At 72.5% G+C, this 18,269-nt stretch carries 18 protein-coding genes; 7 read left to right on the top strand and 11 right to left on the bottom strand.

What is annotated here, in order from left to right; genetic code table 11:
- Positions 1-84 precede the first annotated feature (84 nt).
- Positions 85-1,104, bottom strand: a complete 1,020-nt coding sequence (locus ACIPSE_RS05930) for a glycoside hydrolase family 6 protein (RefSeq protein ID WP_401657883.1) — start codon at positions 1,102-1,104, stop codon at positions 85-87.
- 175 nt (positions 1,105-1,279) lie between these two features.
- On the opposite strand from ACIPSE_RS05930, the gene ACIPSE_RS05925 reads away from it, so the two are divergent.
- On the top strand, positions 1,280-2,053 hold the full coding sequence (locus tag ACIPSE_RS05925; RefSeq protein ID WP_401657881.1) for a GAF and ANTAR domain-containing protein: 774 nt from the start codon (positions 1,280-1,282) through the stop codon (positions 2,051-2,053).
- A gap of 306 nt (positions 2,054-2,359) precedes the next feature.
- On the opposite strand, the gene ACIPSE_RS05920 is transcribed toward ACIPSE_RS05925, so the two are convergent.
- The 5 genes from ACIPSE_RS05920 to ACIPSE_RS05900 all read right to left on the bottom strand — a co-directional run bounded on the left by ACIPSE_RS05920 (position 2,360) and on the right by ACIPSE_RS05900 (position 6,867).
- Positions 2,360-3,016 carry a class F sortase gene (locus ACIPSE_RS05920; protein ID WP_401657879.1) on the bottom strand — a complete coding sequence of 219 codons (657 nt, stop codon included), beginning with the start codon at positions 3,014-3,016 and terminating at the stop codon, positions 2,360-2,362.
- Positions 3,017-3,022: 6 nt separating this feature from the next.
- The gene (locus ACIPSE_RS05915) at positions 3,023-3,550 is read right to left on the bottom strand and encodes a hypothetical protein (protein ID WP_401657877.1); all 528 of its coding nucleotides are present in this window, start codon (positions 3,548-3,550) and stop codon (positions 3,023-3,025) included.
- Positions 3,551-3,652: 102 nt separating this feature from the next.
- Positions 3,653-4,432, bottom strand: coding sequence for an HAD-IIA family hydrolase (locus ACIPSE_RS05910; protein WP_401657875.1), 780 nt, complete (start codon positions 4,430-4,432; stop codon positions 3,653-3,655).
- Between the two features lie 146 nt (positions 4,433-4,578).
- Entirely contained in the window at positions 4,579-5,385 is an 807-nt protein-coding gene (locus ACIPSE_RS05905; RefSeq protein WP_401657873.1) for a hypothetical protein, read from the bottom strand.
- A gap of 378 nt (positions 5,386-5,763) precedes the next feature.
- Positions 5,764-6,867 (bottom strand): ROK family protein, encoded by a 1,104-nt coding sequence (locus ACIPSE_RS05900; protein WP_401657871.1) that lies wholly within the window; start codon positions 6,865-6,867, stop codon positions 5,764-5,766.
- A 56-nt stretch (positions 6,868-6,923) separates the two neighbouring features.
- Between ACIPSE_RS05900 and ACIPSE_RS05895 the strand changes: the two genes are divergently transcribed.
- Together ACIPSE_RS05895 and ACIPSE_RS05890 are read left to right on the top strand one after the other, a co-directional pair.
- A complete protein-coding gene (locus ACIPSE_RS05895; RefSeq protein ID WP_401657869.1) occupies positions 6,924-8,036 on the top strand; it encodes a Gfo/Idh/MocA family oxidoreductase in 1,113 nt (370 codons plus the stop codon).
- Positions 8,033-8,542 (top strand): heme-degrading domain-containing protein, encoded by a 510-nt coding sequence (locus ACIPSE_RS05890; protein WP_401657867.1) that lies wholly within the window; start codon positions 8,033-8,035, stop codon positions 8,540-8,542. The genes ACIPSE_RS05895 and ACIPSE_RS05890 overlap by 4 nt, the downstream gene beginning before the upstream one ends.
- A 121-nt stretch (positions 8,543-8,663) precedes the next feature.
- Here the strand turns inward: ACIPSE_RS05890 and ACIPSE_RS05885 are convergent, their stop codons facing one another.
- The 4 genes from ACIPSE_RS05885 to ACIPSE_RS05870 all read right to left on the bottom strand — a co-directional run bounded on the left by ACIPSE_RS05885 (position 8,664) and on the right by ACIPSE_RS05870 (position 11,312).
- Positions 8,664-9,521 (bottom strand): fumarylacetoacetate hydrolase family protein, encoded by an 858-nt coding sequence (locus ACIPSE_RS05885; protein WP_401657865.1) that lies wholly within the window; start codon positions 9,519-9,521, stop codon positions 8,664-8,666.
- Between the two features lie 128 nt (positions 9,522-9,649).
- A complete protein-coding gene (locus ACIPSE_RS05880; RefSeq protein WP_401657863.1) occupies positions 9,650-10,354 on the bottom strand; it encodes a YidC/Oxa1 family membrane protein insertase in 705 nt (234 codons plus the stop codon).
- 98 nt (positions 10,355-10,452) lie between these two features.
- Positions 10,453-10,761 carry a DUF6412 domain-containing protein gene (locus ACIPSE_RS05875; RefSeq protein ID WP_401657861.1) on the bottom strand — a complete coding sequence of 103 codons (309 nt, stop codon included), beginning with the start codon at positions 10,759-10,761 and terminating at the stop codon, positions 10,453-10,455.
- A complete protein-coding gene (locus ACIPSE_RS05870) occupies positions 10,758-11,312 on the bottom strand; it encodes a winged helix-turn-helix transcriptional regulator (protein WP_401657859.1) in 555 nt (184 codons plus the stop codon). The genes ACIPSE_RS05875 and ACIPSE_RS05870 overlap by 4 nt, the downstream gene beginning before the upstream one ends.
- Positions 11,313-11,381: 69 nt before the next feature.
- Between ACIPSE_RS05870 and ACIPSE_RS05865 the strand changes: the two genes are divergently transcribed.
- The gene (locus ACIPSE_RS05865; RefSeq protein WP_401657857.1) at positions 11,382-12,782 is read left to right on the top strand and encodes an MFS transporter; all 1,401 of its coding nucleotides are present in this window, start codon (positions 11,382-11,384) and stop codon (positions 12,780-12,782) included.
- A gap of 40 nt (positions 12,783-12,822) precedes the next feature.
- Here the strand turns inward: ACIPSE_RS05865 and ACIPSE_RS05860 are convergent, their stop codons facing one another.
- Complete coding sequence (locus ACIPSE_RS05860) at positions 12,823-13,596, bottom strand: class E sortase (protein WP_401657855.1); 774 nt, start codon at positions 13,594-13,596, stop codon at positions 12,823-12,825.
- A gap of 355 nt (positions 13,597-13,951) precedes the next feature.
- On the opposite strand from ACIPSE_RS05860, the gene ACIPSE_RS05855 reads away from it, so the two are divergent.
- The 3 genes from ACIPSE_RS05855 to ACIPSE_RS05845 all read left to right on the top strand — a co-directional run bounded on the left by ACIPSE_RS05855 (position 13,952) and on the right by ACIPSE_RS05845 (position 18,236).
- Positions 13,952-15,424, top strand: coding sequence for a beta-1,6-galactanase (locus tag ACIPSE_RS05855; RefSeq protein ID WP_401657853.1), 1,473 nt, complete (start codon positions 13,952-13,954; stop codon positions 15,422-15,424).
- A 98-nt stretch (positions 15,425-15,522) separates the two neighbouring features.
- Positions 15,523-16,539 (top strand): SEC-C domain-containing protein, encoded by a 1,017-nt coding sequence (locus ACIPSE_RS05850; protein WP_401657851.1) that lies wholly within the window; start codon positions 15,523-15,525, stop codon positions 16,537-16,539.
- 143 nt (positions 16,540-16,682) lie between these two features.
- Positions 16,683-18,236 (top strand): ATP-binding protein, encoded by a 1,554-nt coding sequence (locus ACIPSE_RS05845; protein ID WP_401657849.1) that lies wholly within the window; start codon positions 16,683-16,685, stop codon positions 18,234-18,236.
- The last annotated feature ends 33 nt before the right edge of the window (positions 18,237-18,269 follow it).

The raw sequence follows: 18,269 nt of genomic DNA, 5'->3' as shown, positions 1-18,269 counted from the left end.
GGCCCCGACGGCCGGTAGCGGAACAACGGTCGAGGGCGCCCTCCCCGGGTGGGGAGGGCGCCCTCGACCGTGTGCACCGCGGGGCTACTTGCTGGCCTGCGCCAGCTTCAGCGCGTAAGCCGCCCACCACTGGCCCGCCTTGGGGCCGCCCTTGCACTCGCCGTCCGACTCGCCGGGGCGCTTGACCCACACATAGGCGTCGACGAGCCCGTCGGCCGTCTTCGTCGTCGGGGTCTCGCCGAGGGCGCGGCCGGGCGGGTTGCACCAGCGTTCGGCGGCGTCGCCCCCGGTGTAGGGGCCGTTGCCGTTGCGGCTGGTGTCGATGACGAAGGGCTTGCCGCCGACCTTGGCCGAGAGCTGCTTGCCGTAGGCGATGGAGTCCTCGGTCGAGTAGAAGTTCGAGACGTTGACGGAGAAACCGTCGGCCTGTTCGGCGCCCGCCCACTTCAGCGGCTCGAAGATCTGGTCCGGGTGCCCCCAGCCGGCGTTGCCCGCGTCCAGGTACACCTTGGTGTTCTTCAGCGCCTTCAGCTTGCCGATGGCCTCCGTCAGGAGCGCGTACCGCTCCTCGTGGAACTCCTCCGGGGTGCAGCCGTCGACCAGGTGCAGGACCGCGTCCGGTTCCAGGATCACCGAGGTCGAGCGGTCCCCGATGCCCGCGGCCACGCCGTCGATCCAGCTCCGGTAGGCGTTGCCGTCGGCGGCGCCGCCCTGGGAGTACTGGCCGCAGTCACGGTGCGGGATGTTGTAGAGGACGAGCAGGGCGGTGCGGCCCGCCTTGTCGGCGGCCTCGGTGAAGCCGCGGGCCTCCGCCTCGGGGTTCTCCGGGCCGATCCACTGGCCGGTGGGCTGTTCCGCTATCTTGCGGATCTGCTCGGCGTCCTCGCTCTCGCCGTTCTTCTCGTAGGCGGCGACCTGCCGGGCCGCGCTGCCGTCCGGGTTCACCCAGAACGGGTCGGTCGCCTTGGGCTGCTGACCGATCCTCGCCCCGGAACCCTTGTCCGGGTCGTCCCCGTCCCCGGACGAGGAACATCCCGCGACCAGTAGTGCCGCCCCCAGCACCGCCGCGGACGTCCTCATTCCGGCCCCCCTCATGCCGTACATCCAACTCCCCCTCGGGTGCAGCACGCTGCATCGATCCGGGTGTCAATCCTGACATAGGTGGCGTGTGGCACACGAGATCGCCCGCGCCTTGTCGGAGAGCTGTTACAGCGGCCATGGTCAAGGGTAGGCGGGCGCTTGTACGAGGCGGGCGCGGCCGGTGAAGGGAGTGCGCGCCATGCGGCACACCACCCGGGAGCTCCGACTGGCGGCGGCGCTGGTGGAGGCGGCCGACACGCTCGCCGAAGGCTTCGAGCCCGGGCCGTATCTGCGGCGGGTGTCCGACCACTGCGTGGACCTGCTGGCGGCGCGGGCCGCCGGGATCATGCTCGTCGACGGCGGTGAGACCGTGTCGTTCAGCACCAGCACCCTGCGGCGCGAGGTCGCGCTGGAACTGCTGGAGGCCCAGCACGGCGGCGGCCCGTGCCTGGACAGCTACAGCTCCGGCCGGCCCGTGCAGCCGGTGTCGATCCGGGTGGCGCACGCGAACGCGCGCTGGCCGGCGTTCACCGAGCGGGCGCTGCGCCATGACATCGCGGCGACGTTCGCGGTGCCGCTGCGCCGCCGCGAGACGCTGTTCGGCGCGCTCAACGTGTTCGTGCCGGCCCTCTCCGCCGACCCTCCCCTGTGCACGGCGGAGGTCCTGGTGGCGCAGGCGCTCGCCGACGCGGCGGCCGTCGGCCTGGACAACCACCGCGCCCACACCCGGTCGCGGACGCTGTCCGCGCAGTTGCAGGAGGCGCTGTCCAGCCGGGTGCGGATCGAGCAGGCCAAGGGGATGCTCGCCGAGCGCTGGGGGGTGCGCGCGGACGACGCGTTCACGGCGCTGCGGCGGTACGCGCGCCGGCACCGGCTGCCGCTGGACCAGGTGGCCCGGTCGGTGATCGAACGGCGGCTGGGCGACGGCGAGTTACGTCCGGGCGGTGACGGGGCCGCCGGGGAGCCGTTCTAGGCGGCCGTCGTGGGCGGGTCCGTGCGGGACCCCGTACCACCTGGCTGGATGACGCTGAGCCACGGGCTTTCCACTTGGCGTCAATCGCCCTCTAGGCCAGGGCGGTCATACGTTCTAGAGTCGTGTGCACAAGGCCCCAGCCCCTGGCCCGACACACCGTGGACCTCACAACCTCCCGCGCAGGACGCCGGGTTACTCCCGCAACCCGTGCGCGCGCGGTCGAGGACCGGCCCGGTCGGCGGCTTCGGGGGGAGCGGGCCGCCGACCGGGCCAGGTACCCCTCGGAGGATCGATCCGCGAGGCGCTCTACAGCCCGGTGCCGGTGAGGTAGGCGGAGACGACGACGTTGGCGGTGTAACTCCCGCTCGCCCGGTCGAAGTCGCCGCCGCAGGTGATCAACCGCAGTTCTGCGCGGCCCTGTTGGCGTGGCCCGTAGGCCTGCCGGGCGTCGAAGTCGTCGCGGCCGAGGACCTGGACGTCGTCCACGGTGAACTCGGCGACCTTGCCGTCGTCGCGGATCACCCGGACCGTTCCGCCCGGTTTGACCGCGCTGAGCTTGTAGAAGACGGCGGGCCGGGTCTCGGTGTCGACATGGCCGACCAGCACCGCGGTGCCGGCCGCCCCGGGGCGGACCCCGCCCGCGTACCAGCCGACGTCGCCGGGCCGGTCGTAGGGCGGTGGGTCGACGGCGCCGTGGTCGTCGAGGCCGCGGGCCACCACGGGGGCCTGGATGCCGAGTTCGGGGAGGTCGACGCGCTGGGGCAGGGCGCCGCCCATCGGGTGCAGCGCGGGGGGCAGGCGGACCTCGGGCGGGCGGCCGACGGCGGCGATGTCGCCGGTGGTCGGCGAGGCGATGCCGAGGCGCAGGCCGCCGGAGCGCTGGCCCCACAGCCACAGGCCGAGCAGCAGGACCGCCCAGGCGACGCCGGTGATGAAGCGTGAGGAGCGTATGTGGTCGGGCATGGCGGGTCAGTCACTCCCCCGCCTGCGCCGGGAGCTGCGCACCGCCACGGCGACCGCCGCGACCCCGGCCAGGACCAGGCCGGTGACGGCGTGCGCGGTGCCGGGGCCCTTGGCGGCGGCCTGGCTGTCGGCGAGGTGGGCGGTGCCGCCGCCGCCCGCGTGGACGGGGGCGACCGGTGACGCGTAGGGCGCGGGCGTGGGCTGCCGTACGACGGTCAGGGTGCCGGTGCGGGAGACGTCGCCGCAGCTGACCTTGATGTCGTAGGTGCCGGCCTCGACCGAGGTGCTCAGGCGGGCGGCGCCCATGAGGGTGCCGGCGGTGCCGGTGAGCCGGACGTCGGCGGTGAAGGCGGTGGAGACCGCTCTGCCGCTGCCCGCGGTGCAGCCGCCGACCTTGAGGGCGACGTCGGAGCCGGGGACGGGGGATGAGGGGGTGACCGCCACCCCTCCCCCGTCCGCCGCGTGGGCCGCCGGGGTGATCAGGGCGGTGGCGGCGAGGAATCCCGTACAGAGAGTGAGGCGAAGAGAACCCATCGTGAACCTCCAGATATCTGGAGACTCCCCCCGCCGGGGCGGCCCCGCATCCTCAGGGGGCCGCCACTGCTCCGTACGGGTGCCAAAGGGTTTCGGGCGGGGTCAGACGCGGTCGACCAGGTCGGCGATCGAGTCGACGACCTGCGAGGGGCGGTACGGGAAGTTCTCCACCTGGGCCGGGGTGGTGAGCCCGGTCAGGACGAGGAACGTCTGCATCCCGGCCTCGATGCCGGCCAGCACGTCGGTGTCCATGCGGTCGCCGATCATCGCGCTGGAGTGGGAGTGGGCGCCGATCGCGTTGAGCCCGGTGCGCATCATCAGCGGGTTCGGCTTGCCCGCGAAGTAGGGCTGCTTGCCGGTCGCCTTGGTGATCAGCGCGGCCACCGCGCCGGTCGCGGGCAGCGGGCCCTCGGTGGAGGGGCCGGTCTCGTCGGGGTTGGTGCAGATGAACCGGGCGCCCGCGTTGATCAGCCGGACGGCCTTGGTCATCGCCTCGAAGGAGTAGGTGCGGGTCTCCCCGAGGACGACGTAGTCGGGGTCGTGGTCGGTGAGGATGTACCCGATGTCGTGCAGTGCCGTGGTCAGTCCGGCCTCGCCGATGACGTACGCGGAGCCGCCGGGCCGCTGGTCGTCGAGGAACTTGGCGGTGGCGAGCGCCGACGTCCAGATGTTCTCGACCGGCACGTCCAGGCCCATGCGGCTCAGGCGGGCCTGGAGGTCGCGCGGGGTGTAGATCGAGTTGTTGGTGAGCACCAGGAACGGCTTGCCGGAATCCCGGAGCTTCTTCAGGAAGGCGTCGGCACCCGGGATCGGCACGCCTTCGTGGATGAGTACGCCGTCCATGTCGGTGAGCCACGATTCGATGGGCTTGCGGTCGGGCATGTGCTTGGACTCCAGGCGGGTGCGGGACGAGCGGGAGGCGCCGGAACCACGGCGTACCGACGCACCCCACCCTAATCAGGAAGTGCTGATCGTGACCCCGTCGATCACCTGCCGTCCGTCACCGGAGCCGGCACGGGGGACGCGGCCTAGCGCCGCCTCCGCACCAGCCGGAACGCCGTGCCGGCGAAGAGGAGTACGGCGACGGCGGCGCCCAGGGTGCGGACGGGATCGGCGAGGCCGGTCGCGGCGAGTTCCGGGGCGCCGGGCGGACGGGCCGCCGCGTCGCCGGGCGGGATGTCACCCGCGCTCCCGGTGGCGGTCCCGGTCTCCGTACCGGCCCCGGTCCCGGCGTCGGCGTCGGTGCCGGGGGCCGTCCCTGTCTCTGCCGGGGTGTCCGGCCCCGACCCCGGTCCCGCCTCGACGTCGAACCGGTAGTCGCCGGACTGTCCGACCCAGTCGCCGTCGTCCTCGTGCCGCTGGACGACCGCCGCGTTGGCGGTGACCTCGTTCGGCACGGCGTCGGAGGCGAGCGCGAGCCGTACCTTCACGGTGACGGTCTTCCCGGGCCCCACGGTGAACCCGGCTCCGCCGAAGGCCCCGACGAGTTCGTCCTCGTCCGTCGCCTCGAACCGGACCGGCCGTGCCCGTCCGTCCTCCTCGTAGAACTCCAGCCGGGGCTGCGTGACCGTGAGGGCGCGTTCCCGGTCGGTGAGCACGACGACCGGGTGGATGGCCGTGCAGGTGCGGGCGGTCCTGTTCGTCAGGTCCAGGTACCAGGTGCCGTGACCGCCACCGGCCTCGTAGGCGTCGGGGCCTCCGTGGATCCGGGTGGTCAGCGGGAAGTCGCCGGGCTCGGAGGCGGCACACACCGGCACGGCGCGGGCACTCCCGGCCGGCGCGAGAACGGCGGCTGCCACGGCGAGGGGGACAAGGGCGGGCGGGAACAGTCGCATGAACACATGACCATGCCGCCGGCCCCGCCCATGACGGGAACGGCACTCCGACCACCCCCGGATCAACCCCGTTTTCCCGCCCGATCGGCCTCCCCCACCCCGCCCCACCCGCTCCCCCCCCCACCTGCGGGCAGTCGCACCACACCCACCCACTCCCCCCACCCGACTGCGGGCAGTGGCACCGCACCCACCCACTCCCCCAGCAGCCGCAGCCCGTCGCACCGCGCCCACACCCCCTCCTCCCCAGCTGCGGGCAGTCGTGCCGCTTGGGGCGGCACGGGTGGGCGCAGCGGCACCCGCCCAGCGGCGGCGAGCAAACCCACCCGCCCGGCCCCCACAGAGCCGCGGCCCCCGCCAGACCCCGTCACCCCACCCCGCTCACCCCTCCGCCCGCCCGAACAACGGCGCCAGCAGCAACTGAGCCGCCCCCGCGGCAATCCCGTTCACCCCACCCGGGGCCACCCGCACGGGCACCGCCCCCTCCCCCCGCGCCACGGCCCGCCGCTCCAGAACGTCCCGCACTCCGCCCACGAACACCTCGGGCGCCGCGGCGACGGTCCGCCCGCCCAGCAGCACCAGGTCGATGTCCAGCAGCTCCACCAGATTCGCGGCCCCGACCCCCAGCACCCGGGCCGCCTCCCCCACCTCCCCCCGGGCGACGGCCCGCAGGCACATCACCTCGACGCACCCCCGGTTCCCGCACCCGCACACCGGCCCGTCGAGCTGGACGACCTGATGCCCGAACTCCCCGGCCCCGGTCCGCGCCCCCCGGTGCACGGCCCCGCCGATCACCAGCCCCGCCCCGAGCCCGGTCCCCAGGTGCAGATACGCGAAGGACCCCGCCCGCGCGCCGCCGTCGACGCCCCCCACCGCCAGCCCCAGCACCGCCGCGTTCGTGTCCTTGTCCACGACGACCGGCATCCCCACCCGCTCCGCCACCGCGTCCCGCAGCGGAAACCCGTCCCAGCGCGGGAACCCGGTGACCCGGTGCAGCACCCCGCGCACATGGTCCAGCGGCCCGGGCAGCGCCACCCCCACCCCGAGCAGGGACTCCGGCCGCACCGAGGAGGCCAGTTCCCCGGCCGCCCGGGCCACCGTCTCGACGACGGCGGACGCCTCGCCGCCCAGGTCCGTCGGCACGCACCGCTCCCCCACCACGGTCCCGCCCAGATCGACCAGCACGGCCCGCAGCTCGTCCCGGTCCAGCTGCACCCCGACCGCGTGCCCCGCCTCGGGCACCAGCCGCAGCACGGTCGCCGGCTTGCCGCCGGTGGACGCGCGCCGTCCGGCGTCCGCGGCGAGCCCTTCGTCCCGCAGCCGCGCGGTGATCTTGCTGACGGCCTGCGGGGTGAGCCCCGTGCGCTCGGCGAGTTCGAGGCGGCTGACGCCCTCCGCGGGGGCCGTCCGCAGCAGGTCCAGCACCAGGGCCGTGTTGTGGCTGCGCAGAGCCGGAAGGTTCACGCCTCCGTTCGTCCTGTTCACCCGTCCATTCTCTCCCGTGCTTGCACTTTGGCAACAGCGTTGCGAAAGTAGAAGTCATGACACGTACGACTGGTTCCACCGGCACCCCCCGCTCCTCCGGCGCCCCGGCCGGCCCGCTCCGCGTGGGCCTCATCGGCTACGGGCTCGCGGGCTCCGTCTTCCACGCCCCCCTGATCGCCGCCACCGAGGGCCTCGTCCTGGACACGGTGGTCACCTCCAACGCGGAGCGTCAGGAGCAGGCCCGCGCCGAGTTCCCGGACGTGCGCGTCGTCGCCACGCCCGAGGAGCTGCTCGGCCGCGCCGCCGACCTGGACCTGGTCGTCATCGCCTCCCCCAACAAGACGCACGTCCCGCTGGCCACGGCCGCCCTGGAGGCGGGCCTGCCGGTCGTCGTGGACAAGCCGGTCGCCGGGACGGCGGCGGAGGCCCGCGAGCTCGCCGCCCTCGCCGAGGAACGCGGCCTGTTCCTCTCCGTCTTCCAGAACCGCCGCTGGGACAACGACTTCCTGACCCTGCAAAAGGTCGTCGCCGACGGCGAGCTGGGCGACGTCTGGCGTTTCGAGTCCCGCTTCGAGCGGTGGCGTCCGCAGCCGAAGGGCGGCTGGCGCGAGTCCGGCGACCCGGTAGAGATCGGAGGTCTGCTCTACGACCTCGGCAGCCATGTCGTGGACCAGGCGCTCGTCCTCTTCGGCCCGGTGACCTCGGTGTACGCCGAGGCGGTCGTCCGCCGCGAGGGCGCGGCCGTCGACGACGACACGTTCATCGCGCTGACCCACGCGAACGGCGTCCGCTCCCACCTCTACGCCTCCGCGACCACCGCCCAGCTCGGGCCGCGCTTCCGGGTGCTGGGCTCGAAGGCCGGTTTCGTGAAGTACGGCCTCGACCCGCAGGAGGCGGCGCTGCGCGAGGGCGAGCGGCCCGGCGCGGGCTGGGGCGTCGAGCCGGAGTCCCTGTGGGGCCGGGTCGGTTCCGGCGAGTCCCCGCCGACCGGCGGCGGCCGGCCCGAACCGACGCTCCCCGGCGACTACCCGGCTTACTATGCGGCCGTGGCGAAGGCCCTGCTCGACGGCGGTCCCAACCCGGTGACCGCACTGGAGGCGGCCACCGCGCTCGACGTGCTCGAGGCGGCCCGCCGTTCGGCCCACGACGGAGTGGTGGTGAAGCTGTGACGCACAGCGGCGAGTTGACCCCGAAGTTCCACCCGGAACTGACCCCGCCGATCGAGGAGCTGGAGGCGCAGGAACGCCGCCTGGTCTTCCGCCGGTTCACCCACGACGACGCCTGGGCCCTCGGTTCGCTGCTGGTCGACATGGCCCGCGAGCGCCAGGCACCCGTCGCCGTCGACATCCACCGCGCCGGCCAGCAGCTCTTCCACGCCGCCCTGCCCGGCTCCACCCCGGACAACGACGCCTGGATCGGCCGCAAGCGCCGGGTGGTCGAGCGCTACGGCTCCGCGAGCTATCTCGTCGGTGCCCGTTTCCGCGCCAAGGGCACGACGTTCGAGGAGTCGTCCCGCCTCGACCCCGACACGTACGCGGCGCACGGCGGTTCGTTCCCGATCACGGTCGAGGACGTGGGCGTCGTCGGCTCGGTGACGGTGAGCGGCCTGCCCCAGCTCCAGGACCACCGGTTCGTGGTGGAGGCGCTGGAACTCTTCCTGGAGAAGCACCGGTAGGACGGCGGCGCGCGCTTCGAGGGGCGCGGGGAACTGCGCGATCGGCCACGGACGACCCGCGGCCGACGGGCACACGCAGTTCCCCCGCCCCTATTCCTCGTCCCCGCCTCTCAGCGAGGCGTCACGCGTCCTTGAACTCCTGGCGCTGGCGCCCGAGTCCGTCGATCTCCAGCTCCACCACGTCCCCGGCCCGCAGGAACGGCTTCGGCTCCGGCTGCCCGAGCGCGACGCCCGCCGGCGTACCGGTGTTGATGACGTCACCGGGGTAGAGGGTCATGAACTGGCTGACATAGCGCACGACTTCGGCGACGGGGAAGATCTGCTCGGCCGTCGTGCCGTCCTGCTTGAGCTCGCCGTTGACCCACAGCCGCAGGGACAGCGCCTGCGGGTCGGGCACCTCGTCGGCGGTGACCAGCCAGGGGCCGAGCGGGTTGAACGTCTCGCAGTTCTTGCCCTTGTCCCAGGTGCCGCCCCGCTCGATCTGGAACTCCCGCTCGGACACGTCGTGCGCGACGGCGTACCCGGCGACATGGCCGAGCGCGGCCTCGGCGGACTCCACGTAGCGGGCCGTCCGACCGATGACGACGGCCAGTTCGACCTCCCAGTCGGTCTTCACCGATCCGCGGGGCACCAGCACGGTGTCGTCGGGGCCCACGACGGTGTCGGCGGCCTTGAAGAAGACGACCGGCTCGGCGGGCGGCTCGGCCCCGGTCTCGCGGGCGTGGTCGTGGTAGTTCAGCCCGATGCACACGACCTTGCCGATCCGGGCGAGCGGCGGTCCGACGCGCAGCCCGGTCGCGTCCAGCCCGGGCAGTTCTCCGGTCCCGGCGGCGGCCCGTATCCGGGCGAGCGCGTCCTCGTCGGCGAGCAGCGCTCCGTCGATGTCCGGGACGAGACCGGAGAGGTCCCGCAGCACTCCCTCGGCGTCCAGCAGCGCGGGCGTCTCCGCTCCCGCCGTACCGACTCGCAGCAGCTTCATGGTCCCAATCTCCCTCGATCGCGGGGGCGTCGGCCGACAGGTGCAGCCATCGGATGACTGGTCGATCCTCCAAGGTGGGCGTCCACTCCGCAATACCCGGTTCACGGACTGGACCGCGGGGCGGTGGCTCACCGGTACAGCACCGCCCGTTCGACGGCGCTCCAGGTCGTGCTGGTGACCACGTACAGCGCGGCGGCCAGCGGGACAACCGCCACGGTGACGAGGGTGAGGAAGGACATGAACGGCATGACCCTGGCCACCGCCCCCAGTCCGGGCGGCGCCGGTTCACCGGTCGCCGGACCGGTCGCCGGACCGGCCACGGCCGTCGCCGCCCTCGTACGGCGGAAGTTCGCGTAGGCGACCGCGGCGACGAGCGCGAAGAGCGCGGCGTAGACGAGTCCGGCGGGGCCGAACGGGCCGCCGTCGGCGAGGGCGTCGCTCCACCGGCCGCCGAGGGGCGCGGCGAGGAGCCGGTGGGTGAGGAGGTCGCCGCCGGTGTCGGAGAAGAGGTGGTAGAGGAGGAAGAACGCGGGGAGCTGGAGGAGTCCGGGCAGGAAGCCGGAGAGCGGGGAGACCTTTTCCTCTGCGTGCAGTTCGAGGACGGCCTTCTGGAGTCTGTCGGGGTTCTTGGCGTGCTTGCGGCGCAGTTCGGCGATCTTCGGCTGGAGCGCGGTGCGCGCCTTCTGCCCGCGCGCCGCCGCGCGGGACAGGGGGTGCACGAGGAGCCGTACGACCGCGGTGAACAGGACGATGGCGCCGGCGGCGGCGGAGGCGCCGAGCAGCGGCTGGAGCAGGTCGGCGAGCCGGCCGACCAGGCTGGCGAAGACGGACATGGGTGAGGAGCCCTCCGAGGGTCTCGTCGTGCCGGATGACAGGGCAGGACGACGACCCGCGCGGGGTCCGGAGGCAGGTGCCGGGGTGTCGGGGTGCCTTACGCGCGGGTCGCCGGGAGGGCGGTTCCGGGCGCGCGCGGGCGGGTGCGGCCCCGGGCGTCGGGGTCGCGTTGCGGCAGGAAGGCCGTACGGCGGGCCCGGTCGCGTATCGCGGTGCGCACCCGGGTGGGCGGCACGGCGGGGGCGCTGCGGGCGACGAGGAGCGAGCAGACGGCGAAGGCGGAGCCGACGGCGGCGGTCGCGGCGAGGGCAACGGCGGCGGAGAGGCTGCCGGTGTCGAGCGAGGCGACCTGGAGGAGCAGGAGCAGCAGCGCGACGACGGGCCACGGCCCGCGGTTCACCTTCACGCCCCCTCCTTCCCCGCTCCGGTCTGCGCGGGTTCGATCTGCAACGGGTCCAACAGCCGCTTCGGGCGCAGCAGCGCCCGGCTGACCGGATCCGCCGGATCAGGATCGAGTCCCGGTCCCGGCTCCATCACAACGTCCTCGGCGGGCACGAAGGTTCCGCACCCGGGACATTCGCCGTACGGGCCGAGTTCGGTGCCGCAGGGGGCATGCCGGAAGTAGCGCATCTGGGGCTCGCCGAGCTGCTCGCGGCCCCAGCGGCCGAGCGCGCGCAGGGTGGGCCACAGGGCGATGCCGCGGTCGGTGATGACGTACTCGTACCGGGGCGGGGACTCCTGGTACCGGCGCTTGTCCAGGATTCCCTCGTCGATGAGCGACTGGAGGCGGGCGGCGAGGACGGCGCGCGGGATGCCGAGGTGGCCGAGGAAGTCGTTGTAGCGCCGTACGCCGTAGAGCGCGTCCCTGACCACCAGGAGCGTCCAGCGCTCGCCGACGACCTCCAGCGCGCGGGCGATCGAGCACTCCTGCGTCACGTAGTCCTTGCCCAGTGCCATGCCGTCCACCTTAGCCATTCCACGACCGGTAGGTTCAATGAACGAACCAACCCTGATAGAGTACCCGGCATGGCTAGGTTCAATGAACGAACTCTGACGGAACGGGCGGCTGCCCCCTCGCCGCCCGCACCGGCCCCGTCCCCGCGCGCAGGTGCGACCCTCGCCCTGACCAGCGCCGCCACCGCCGTGGCCCTGATGACGTACACCGCGCCGATGGTCACGCTCCCCGAGACCGCCACCGCGCTGCACACCCCGCTCTCGGCCCAGGCCTGGCTCCTGAACGGCACCCCGCTCGGCCTCGCCGCGCTCCTGCTGGTGGCCGGCAGCCTCGCCGACGACTACGGCCGCCGCCGGATCTTCACCGCCGGCACCCTCGCGATGGGCCTGACCGCGATCCTCGGCGCGTTCGCGACGACGACGCTTCAGTTCACGCTCGCCCGGATCGCCCAGGGCGCGGCCAGTGCGGGCCTGCTCGCCAGCAGCCTCGGCCTGATCGTCCACGCGTACCCCACCGCGCGCGGCCGACTGCACGCGACCGGCGTCTGGGGCGCCTTCGTCAGCGGCGGCATCGCGGTCGGCCCGCTGGTCGCCGGATCGATGCCCGACTGGCGGGTGGCGTACGGCGTGCTCGGCGCCCTCGCGGTCCTGCTGGCGGTGCTCGGCTCCCGCGTCCTGACCGAGTCCCGGGCGCCGCGCCCCGGCCGCCCCGACATACCCGGCGCCCTCACCTTCGGGCTCGCCCTCGTCGCCCTGGTGGCGGCCCTCACCCTCGGCCGCGACGGCTGGCTGCGGGCACCGGTCGCCCTGCTGCTGATGGCCTCGGTGGCCCTGCTCGCCCTCTTCGCGCTGATCGAGCGGCGGACGGCGACCCCGATGATCGACCTCGGCCTGCTGCGCCGCCGCGCCTTCCTGGCCTCCTCCACGGGCGGCCTGTTCACCGGCCTCGCCGTGATCGGCCTGTTCAGCTTCCTGCCGGCCCTGCTCCAGCAGACGCTCGGCCTCTCCGCCATGGACACCGCCTGGCTGTTCCTGCTCTGGTCCGGCCTGTCCTTCGCGGTCGCCCTCCAGGCCAGGCGGCTCGCGGGCCGCGTCCCGCCGCGCCGCCAGCTCGCCCTCGGCTTCGCCCTGCACGCCGTCGGCGTCCTCACCATGCTCGGCGCCCTCGACTCCGGCTCCTGGCCCCGCCTGCTGCCCGGCCTCCTGATCGGCGGCATCGGCAGCGGCCTCCTCAACGCCGCGCTCCCCCTCCTGTCGGTCGAGTCCGTCCCGGCGGACCGCGCCGCCATGGGCTCCGGCGCCCAGCAGACGCTGCGGTACGTCGGCTCCTGCGCAGGCGTGGCCCTGACGATCGCGGTCTCGACGTCCGCGGGCGGCGGACTGGCGCGGGGCGCCGACATCGCCATGGTCGTGTCGGCCGTCCTGGCCGCGCTGGCGGCCGTGGTGCTGGGGGTGCTGCGCGAGCGGGCGTGACGACGACGGCGCCCGGGCGGGACACCGGCGCCTCCTCGGCTCACTTGGGCCGTACGGCGGCCAGCTTCCCCCACACCACCAGCCGGTACCGGGAGGTGTACTCCGGGGTGCAGGTGGTGAGGGTGAGGTAGTACCCGGGGACGGTGTAGCCGTAGGACGGGTGGACCGTCGAGCGGGGGACGCGGCGCAGGACGCCGGAGTCACGGGCGGAGGTCCGGGCGAGGCTCTGGTCGACGGTGTACGTGAAGACGGCGGTGCGGGTCTCGACGCGGACGGTGTCGCCGTCGCGCAGCCGGTTGATGTACCGGAAGGGCTCGCCGTGGGTGTTGCGGTGCCCGGCGAGCGCGAAGTTCCCCGCCTGGCCGGGCTGTTGGGTTCCCGGGTAGTGGCCGACGTACCCCTTGTTCAGCACGTCCTGCTTGCCGACGCCCTGGGCCACGGGCACCCGCAGGCCGAGCCGCGGGACGGTGAGGATGGCATAGGCCCGGGACCAACTGGGCGTGGTACGGCCGCCGTTGCCCGACCGGTCCCGCCCGGTCCCGGCACCGGAGGCCGCGGGAGCCTCCTCCTCGGCGCCGGCGGTCCCGGTCGGCGCGGGTGACGGCTGGGCGCCGGTCCCCCACTCCCGTTCCAGCGCCTCGACCTTGCGCTCGGCCCCGCGCCGGGCCTCCCGGTTGGTCCACCACATCTGGTGCACGACGAGGAGCAGCAGCACGAGCCCCACGGTGACGAGCAGTTCGCCGCCCGTCCACAGGCCCCGCCGCCACCGGGCACGCCGACGCCGGGTGCCGTGCCGCACGACCGGAACGCCCATGCGCCCACCTGCCCCAGCGAGTCGGACCGAGCCCGCACGATAGGGCCTGCCCCCTCAAGTGACCAGGCCCGTACGCGGGTCGCTCCTCCTCCTGTGCACGCCTCACCCCTCCCCCATAACCGCTACCCCTTCTCATAACCGTTGGAGAAATAGAAAGCCCGATAGAAAGAAAGCGCTGTCCCACCTCTCGACAACCCCACGGACCGCACCCGATGCTTCGTGATGGCACGCGGGGGACGCGAGGGGCGAGCCACCACGCACGGCTTGTGTCTTTGGATCGGTGCCCGCCGGGACGCGGGGGCCGATGACGTCGACGGTTCGTCGACGACTCCACGGAGAGGCGGACAGGACAGCCATGATCCGACGCAGAACGCTGCTGACAGCCGCGGGAGGAACCCTCCTCGGCAGCGCCCTGGCCACCGGCACCGCACGCGCCGACGCCACCATCACCGTCAGCCCCGGTACCTCGTACGGCAGTTGGGAGGGCTGGGGCACGTCCCTGGCCTGGTGGGCCAACGTCTTCGGCGCACGGGACGACTTCGCCGACCTCTTCTTCACCACCAAGTCGACGACGTACAACAGCACGTCGCTGCCCGGTCTCGGCCTCAACATCGCCCGCTACAACCTGGGCGCGTGCAGCTGGAACAGCGTGAACGGCGAGAGCATGGTCGCCTCCGCCAACATCCCCGCGTTCAAGCAGATCGAGGGCTACTGGCAGGACTGGAACGACGAGTCCCCCACGTCGTCGGCCTGGGACTGGACGGCGGACGCGACCCAGCGCGCGATGCTGACGAAGGCGGTGTCGCGCGGGGCGACCACGGAACTCTTCGCCAACTCCCCGATGTGGTGGATGTGTTCCAACCACAACCCGTCCGGCGCCTCCGGCGGCGGCAACAACCTCCAGACCTGGAACTACCGCCAGCACGCCTCCCACCTCGCCGCGGTCGCCCTCTACGCCAAGAACAACTGGGGCGTGAACTTCGCGACCGTGGACCCCTTCAACGAGCCGTCGTCCTCCTGGTGGACCGCCACCGGCACACAGGAGGGCTGCCACATGGACGCGACGGTCCAGGCCGCCGTACTGCCGTACATGCGCAGCGAGTTGGACGGCCGGGGACTGACGGGCGTCAAGATCTCGGCCTCCGACGAGACGAGCTACGACCTCGCCCGCACCACCTGGAACTCCTTCGGCTCCACGACGAAGGGGTACGTCAACCAGGTCAACGTCCACGGCTACCAGGGCTCGGGCGGTCGCCGGGACCTCCTCTACACGGACGTGGTGACGACGTCCGGCAAGAAGCTGTGGAACTCGGAGACGGGCGACAGCGACGGCACCGGCTACACCATGGCCTTCAACCTCCTCTACGACTTCCGCTGGCTGCACCCCACCGCCTGGGTCTACTGGCAGGTCATGGACCCGACGGCCGGCTGGGGCGTGATCAAGTACGACGCGAGCACGCTGACGGCGGGCGCGATCGAGACGAAGTACTACGTGCTGGCCCAGTTCAGCCGCCACATCCGTCCCGGGATGACGATCCTGGACACGGGCGTGAGCTACGCGGTGGCGGCGTACGACGCGAGCGCGAAGCGCCTGGTGATCGTCGCCCTCAACACCTCCACCTCGGCCCAGACCCTCACCTTCAACCTGTCGAACTTCACGACGGTGACCGGCGGCACGAACGGTCTCGTCCCCCGCTGGAACACGGTGACGACGGGCGGCGACGCGTACACGTCGTACACGAACACCTACCTGAGCGGGAAGACGGTGGCGGTCCCGTTCGCGGCGAAGGCGGTGCAGACGATCCAGATCGACGGAGTGACGATCTGACGCCCCCCGGGCCCGGGCCCGAGCCCGGGCCCGGTTCCACCGGGCTCTGGCCTGCACGTATCTCTCCCTTGTCACCGCTCGGCAGTACGGTGTCCCTCATGCGCCCCGACACGCCTGCCGAGAACGTCGACCACACCGCCGAAGCGGCACGCCTGGAGCGGACCGCCGGCCTGTATCCGGAGGACGCCGAGGCCCTGCTCCTGCAGGCCGCGGCCCATCTGGAACTGGCCGGCGCCCGCCCCGCCGCGTCCACGCTCTACGACCGCCTGCTGTCCTCCCCCGAGGCGCTGGAGAACCCCCACCTGGTCCGCGCCCTGAAGGCGTCGAACCTGTGGGAGTACGGTCACGAGGCGGAGGCGAGGGCCATCATCGAGGGCGTCCGGGCCGCCGCGCCCCGCGACCCGGCGCCCTGGGTCATCGTCGCGGAGTCCCTGGAGTCCCACGACGAACTGGAGCAGGCCCAGGAGACGTTCACGGAAGGCACGCGCCTCCTCCTGACGGACGTGGCGGAGCCCCCGTACGACACGCATCCGCTGCTGTTCGGCCGCCACCGGGTCCGCCGGATGCTGGGCGCGCCCCACGACGACTGGGACGTGCTCGCGGACACCCTCCACACCTCGCCCGTCTCCCTGGACGAGCTGCACGACCCCAAGCGGGTCTGGTCCCTCGGCTCGGACAATCCGGCGGAGCTGGCCGCGGAGATCTCCCGCCTCCGCGCCGAACTGGGCACCTATCGCGAGGCCCTGTCCCGCCCGTTCCCGGTCGCCGTCCTGCACTGGACGTCGTCGGAACTGACCGAACTCCTGGCCGCGTACCCGACCCTCACGGACGAGTACCCCACCCACGAGGCCCACCTCGCGACCATAGAGTCCTCCCTCCGCGAACTCGCCGCCTCCGGCACCCCGAACCTCGGCATCGTCACGGGCACGGTCCCCTCCTACGAAGCCTTCGCCGCCTCAGAGGGCACGTCCCCCGCGGACCCGTCCCTCCTCCCCCAGTACGCGACGACCCTGGCGGCCCGAGGCCGAGCGGTGGCCTGGCCGCCGCAGCGGGCGGCGGGGTGCTGGTGCGGGTCGGGGCGGGGGTATGGGGAGTGCCATGGGGCGAGGTCCTGACCTCTCCAAATAAAGGACTTATCAGTCTACTTCGGAGATCTGCCTCCCTCTGTGTCCAACCTTTGCAGTACGGTCACATTCACCGTCCGAAGCAAGGGCTGACGTTTCCCGAAAAGCCCTGACCTGTGCATTTCGAGGAACCGATGCCCTACGAGTCCGGCACCGTCTGGCAGTACGACGTCCCCACCACCGGCAGCACGCACCTGCCACCGGACGCCGGCTACGGCAGGGCCCTGACCAATCAGGGCTACGGCTTCGAGGTCGCCGTGGCGGACCTGATCGACAACTCGATCGACGCGGGCGCGGACAAGATCGTCGTGCACTTCCTGCGGGACGCCGAGCAGGTGCTGACCCTGCTGATCATCGACAACGGCAGGGGCATGGACGAGTCCGGCCTGGACGACGCGATGACGGTGGGAAGGCGCCGGGACTACGGCGACGACGCCCTCGGCATGTACGGCACCGGTCTGAAGTCCGCGTCGCTCTCGAACGCGTCGTCCCTGACCGTGGTGAGCCGCACGAAGCGCAGCCGCGCCGCCGGTCGACGCCTCACCGCGGAGGGCATCGAGGACGGCTTCCGCTGCGACACCGTCGACGCCCGCTACGCGCAGGATCTCGTCGACCGGTACGACGGCATCATCGAGTGGCACGGCACGGTCGTCCGATGGGACCAGGTGCGTGCGTTCGAGACCGTGGCACCCGGGCAGAGCGACCAGTTCCTCTCCAAGGCGATCGCCCGCCTGGAGAACCACCTCGGCCTCTACCTCCATCGCTTCCTGCAGCGCGGTCTCCATCTGGACATCGCCGTCTGGGACGTGAGCAGCAGCGCCGACGAACTCGGCGAGGAGGTCGACCACATCGCCGTGGAGGCGCTGGATCCCTTCGGCTACAAGGTGCCCGGAAAGCAGGGGTACCCAAGGCAGTTCAGCGCGCCTGTGCAGGGCATCGGGGACATGCGGCTGACCGCCCACGTCTGGCCGGCCAAGTCGAAGCAGGCGGGCTTCCGGCAGATCGGCGCGCTCGCGGAACGCCAAGGCTTCTACTTCTACCGCAACGACCGCCTGGTCCAGGCAGGAGGCTGGAACGGCCTGCGCAACCCCGAAGGGCATCTCGTCCTGGCCCGGGTGGCCGTGGATCTCCCCGCTCATGCGAACAGCGTCCTGAGTCTCGACGTGAAGAAGGAGAAAGTCACGGTGACTCCGGCCTTCACGCTCGGCGTGGACAAGGCGGTGGATCCGGCCGGAAGCACCTTCCAGCAGTACCTCAGCGACGCCGAGGCCGCCTACCGGGACGGTTCACGCCGTACGGAGATCGTCCGCAAGCCCGTCACCCCTCCGGGCAAGGGGATCGACCCGAAGGTCAAGCGGGTCGTCAAGGAGGAGTTGCCGGAGAAGGCGGGAGAGGAGCCGATCGCGTTCACCTGGGGAACCCTTCCCGGCGACCGGTTCTTCGACCTGGACCGCGAGAACAACACCGTCATCCTCAACAAGGACTTCCGCGAGGACTTCAACGACGGCAGACACGGCGGTGCGAACGACGCCCCGGTCTCGAAGACCCTGCTGTACCTGCTCCTCGAGGACTGCTTCGGGCTCGGACGCTGGGAGCGGAGCCGTCAGGACCGCGTGGACTACTGGAACACCATCCTCGTGGCCGCCGCCGAAGCTCATCGCACGCGACGAAAGCAGACGTTCTCCTGACCGCCGCTCGGCACCTTCCCCGACTCCTGTTCC

The sequence above is a fragment of the Streptomyces sp. NPDC090106 genome (genome assembly GCF_044747265.1).
GTDB lineage: Bacteria > Actinomycetota > Actinomycetes > Streptomycetales > Streptomycetaceae > Streptomyces.
Note: the sequence above shows the minus strand (reverse complement) of the source record. Positions and strands in the feature narration are given on the sequence as shown.

Excerpts from the sequence above, each read along its gene's own strand:
- ACIPSE_RS05930 (WP_401657883.1), bottom strand. The coding sequence starts at position 1,104 with ATGTACGGCATGAGGGGGGCCGGAATGAGGACGTCCGCGGCGGTGCTG.
- ACIPSE_RS05920 (WP_401657879.1), bottom strand. The coding sequence starts at position 3,016 with ATGCCCGACCACATACGCTCCTCACGCTTCATCACCGGCGTCGCCTGG.
- ACIPSE_RS05855 (WP_401657853.1), top strand. The coding sequence starts at position 13,952 with ATGATCCGACGCAGAACGCTGCTGACAGCCGCGGGAGGAACCCTCCTC.
- ACIPSE_RS05910 (WP_401657875.1), bottom strand. The coding sequence starts at position 4,432 with ATGCCCGACCGCAAGCCCATCGAATCGTGGCTCACCGACATGGACGGC.
- ACIPSE_RS05915 (WP_401657877.1), bottom strand. The coding sequence starts at position 3,550 with ATGGGTTCTCTTCGCCTCACTCTCTGTACGGGATTCCTCGCCGCCACC.
- ACIPSE_RS05845 (WP_401657849.1), top strand. The coding sequence starts at position 16,683 with ATGCCCTACGAGTCCGGCACCGTCTGGCAGTACGACGTCCCCACCACC.
- ACIPSE_RS05895 (WP_401657869.1), top strand. The coding sequence starts at position 6,924 with ATGACACGTACGACTGGTTCCACCGGCACCCCCCGCTCCTCCGGCGCC.
- ACIPSE_RS05860 (WP_401657855.1), bottom strand. The coding sequence starts at position 13,596 with ATGGGCGTTCCGGTCGTGCGGCACGGCACCCGGCGTCGGCGTGCCCGG.
- ACIPSE_RS05905 (WP_401657873.1), bottom strand. The coding sequence starts at position 5,385 with ATGCGACTGTTCCCGCCCGCCCTTGTCCCCCTCGCCGTGGCAGCCGCC.
- ACIPSE_RS05870 (WP_401657859.1), bottom strand. The coding sequence starts at position 11,312 with ATGGCACTGGGCAAGGACTACGTGACGCAGGAGTGCTCGATCGCCCGC.
- ACIPSE_RS05865 (WP_401657857.1), top strand. The coding sequence starts at position 11,382 with ATGGCTAGGTTCAATGAACGAACTCTGACGGAACGGGCGGCTGCCCCC.
- ACIPSE_RS05850 (WP_401657851.1), top strand. The coding sequence starts at position 15,523 with ATGCGCCCCGACACGCCTGCCGAGAACGTCGACCACACCGCCGAAGCG.
- ACIPSE_RS05880 (WP_401657863.1), bottom strand. The coding sequence starts at position 10,354 with ATGTCCGTCTTCGCCAGCCTGGTCGGCCGGCTCGCCGACCTGCTCCAG.
- ACIPSE_RS05925 (WP_401657881.1), top strand. The coding sequence starts at position 1,280 with ATGCGGCACACCACCCGGGAGCTCCGACTGGCGGCGGCGCTGGTGGAG.
- ACIPSE_RS05885 (WP_401657865.1), bottom strand. The coding sequence starts at position 9,521 with ATGAAGCTGCTGCGAGTCGGTACGGCGGGAGCGGAGACGCCCGCGCTG.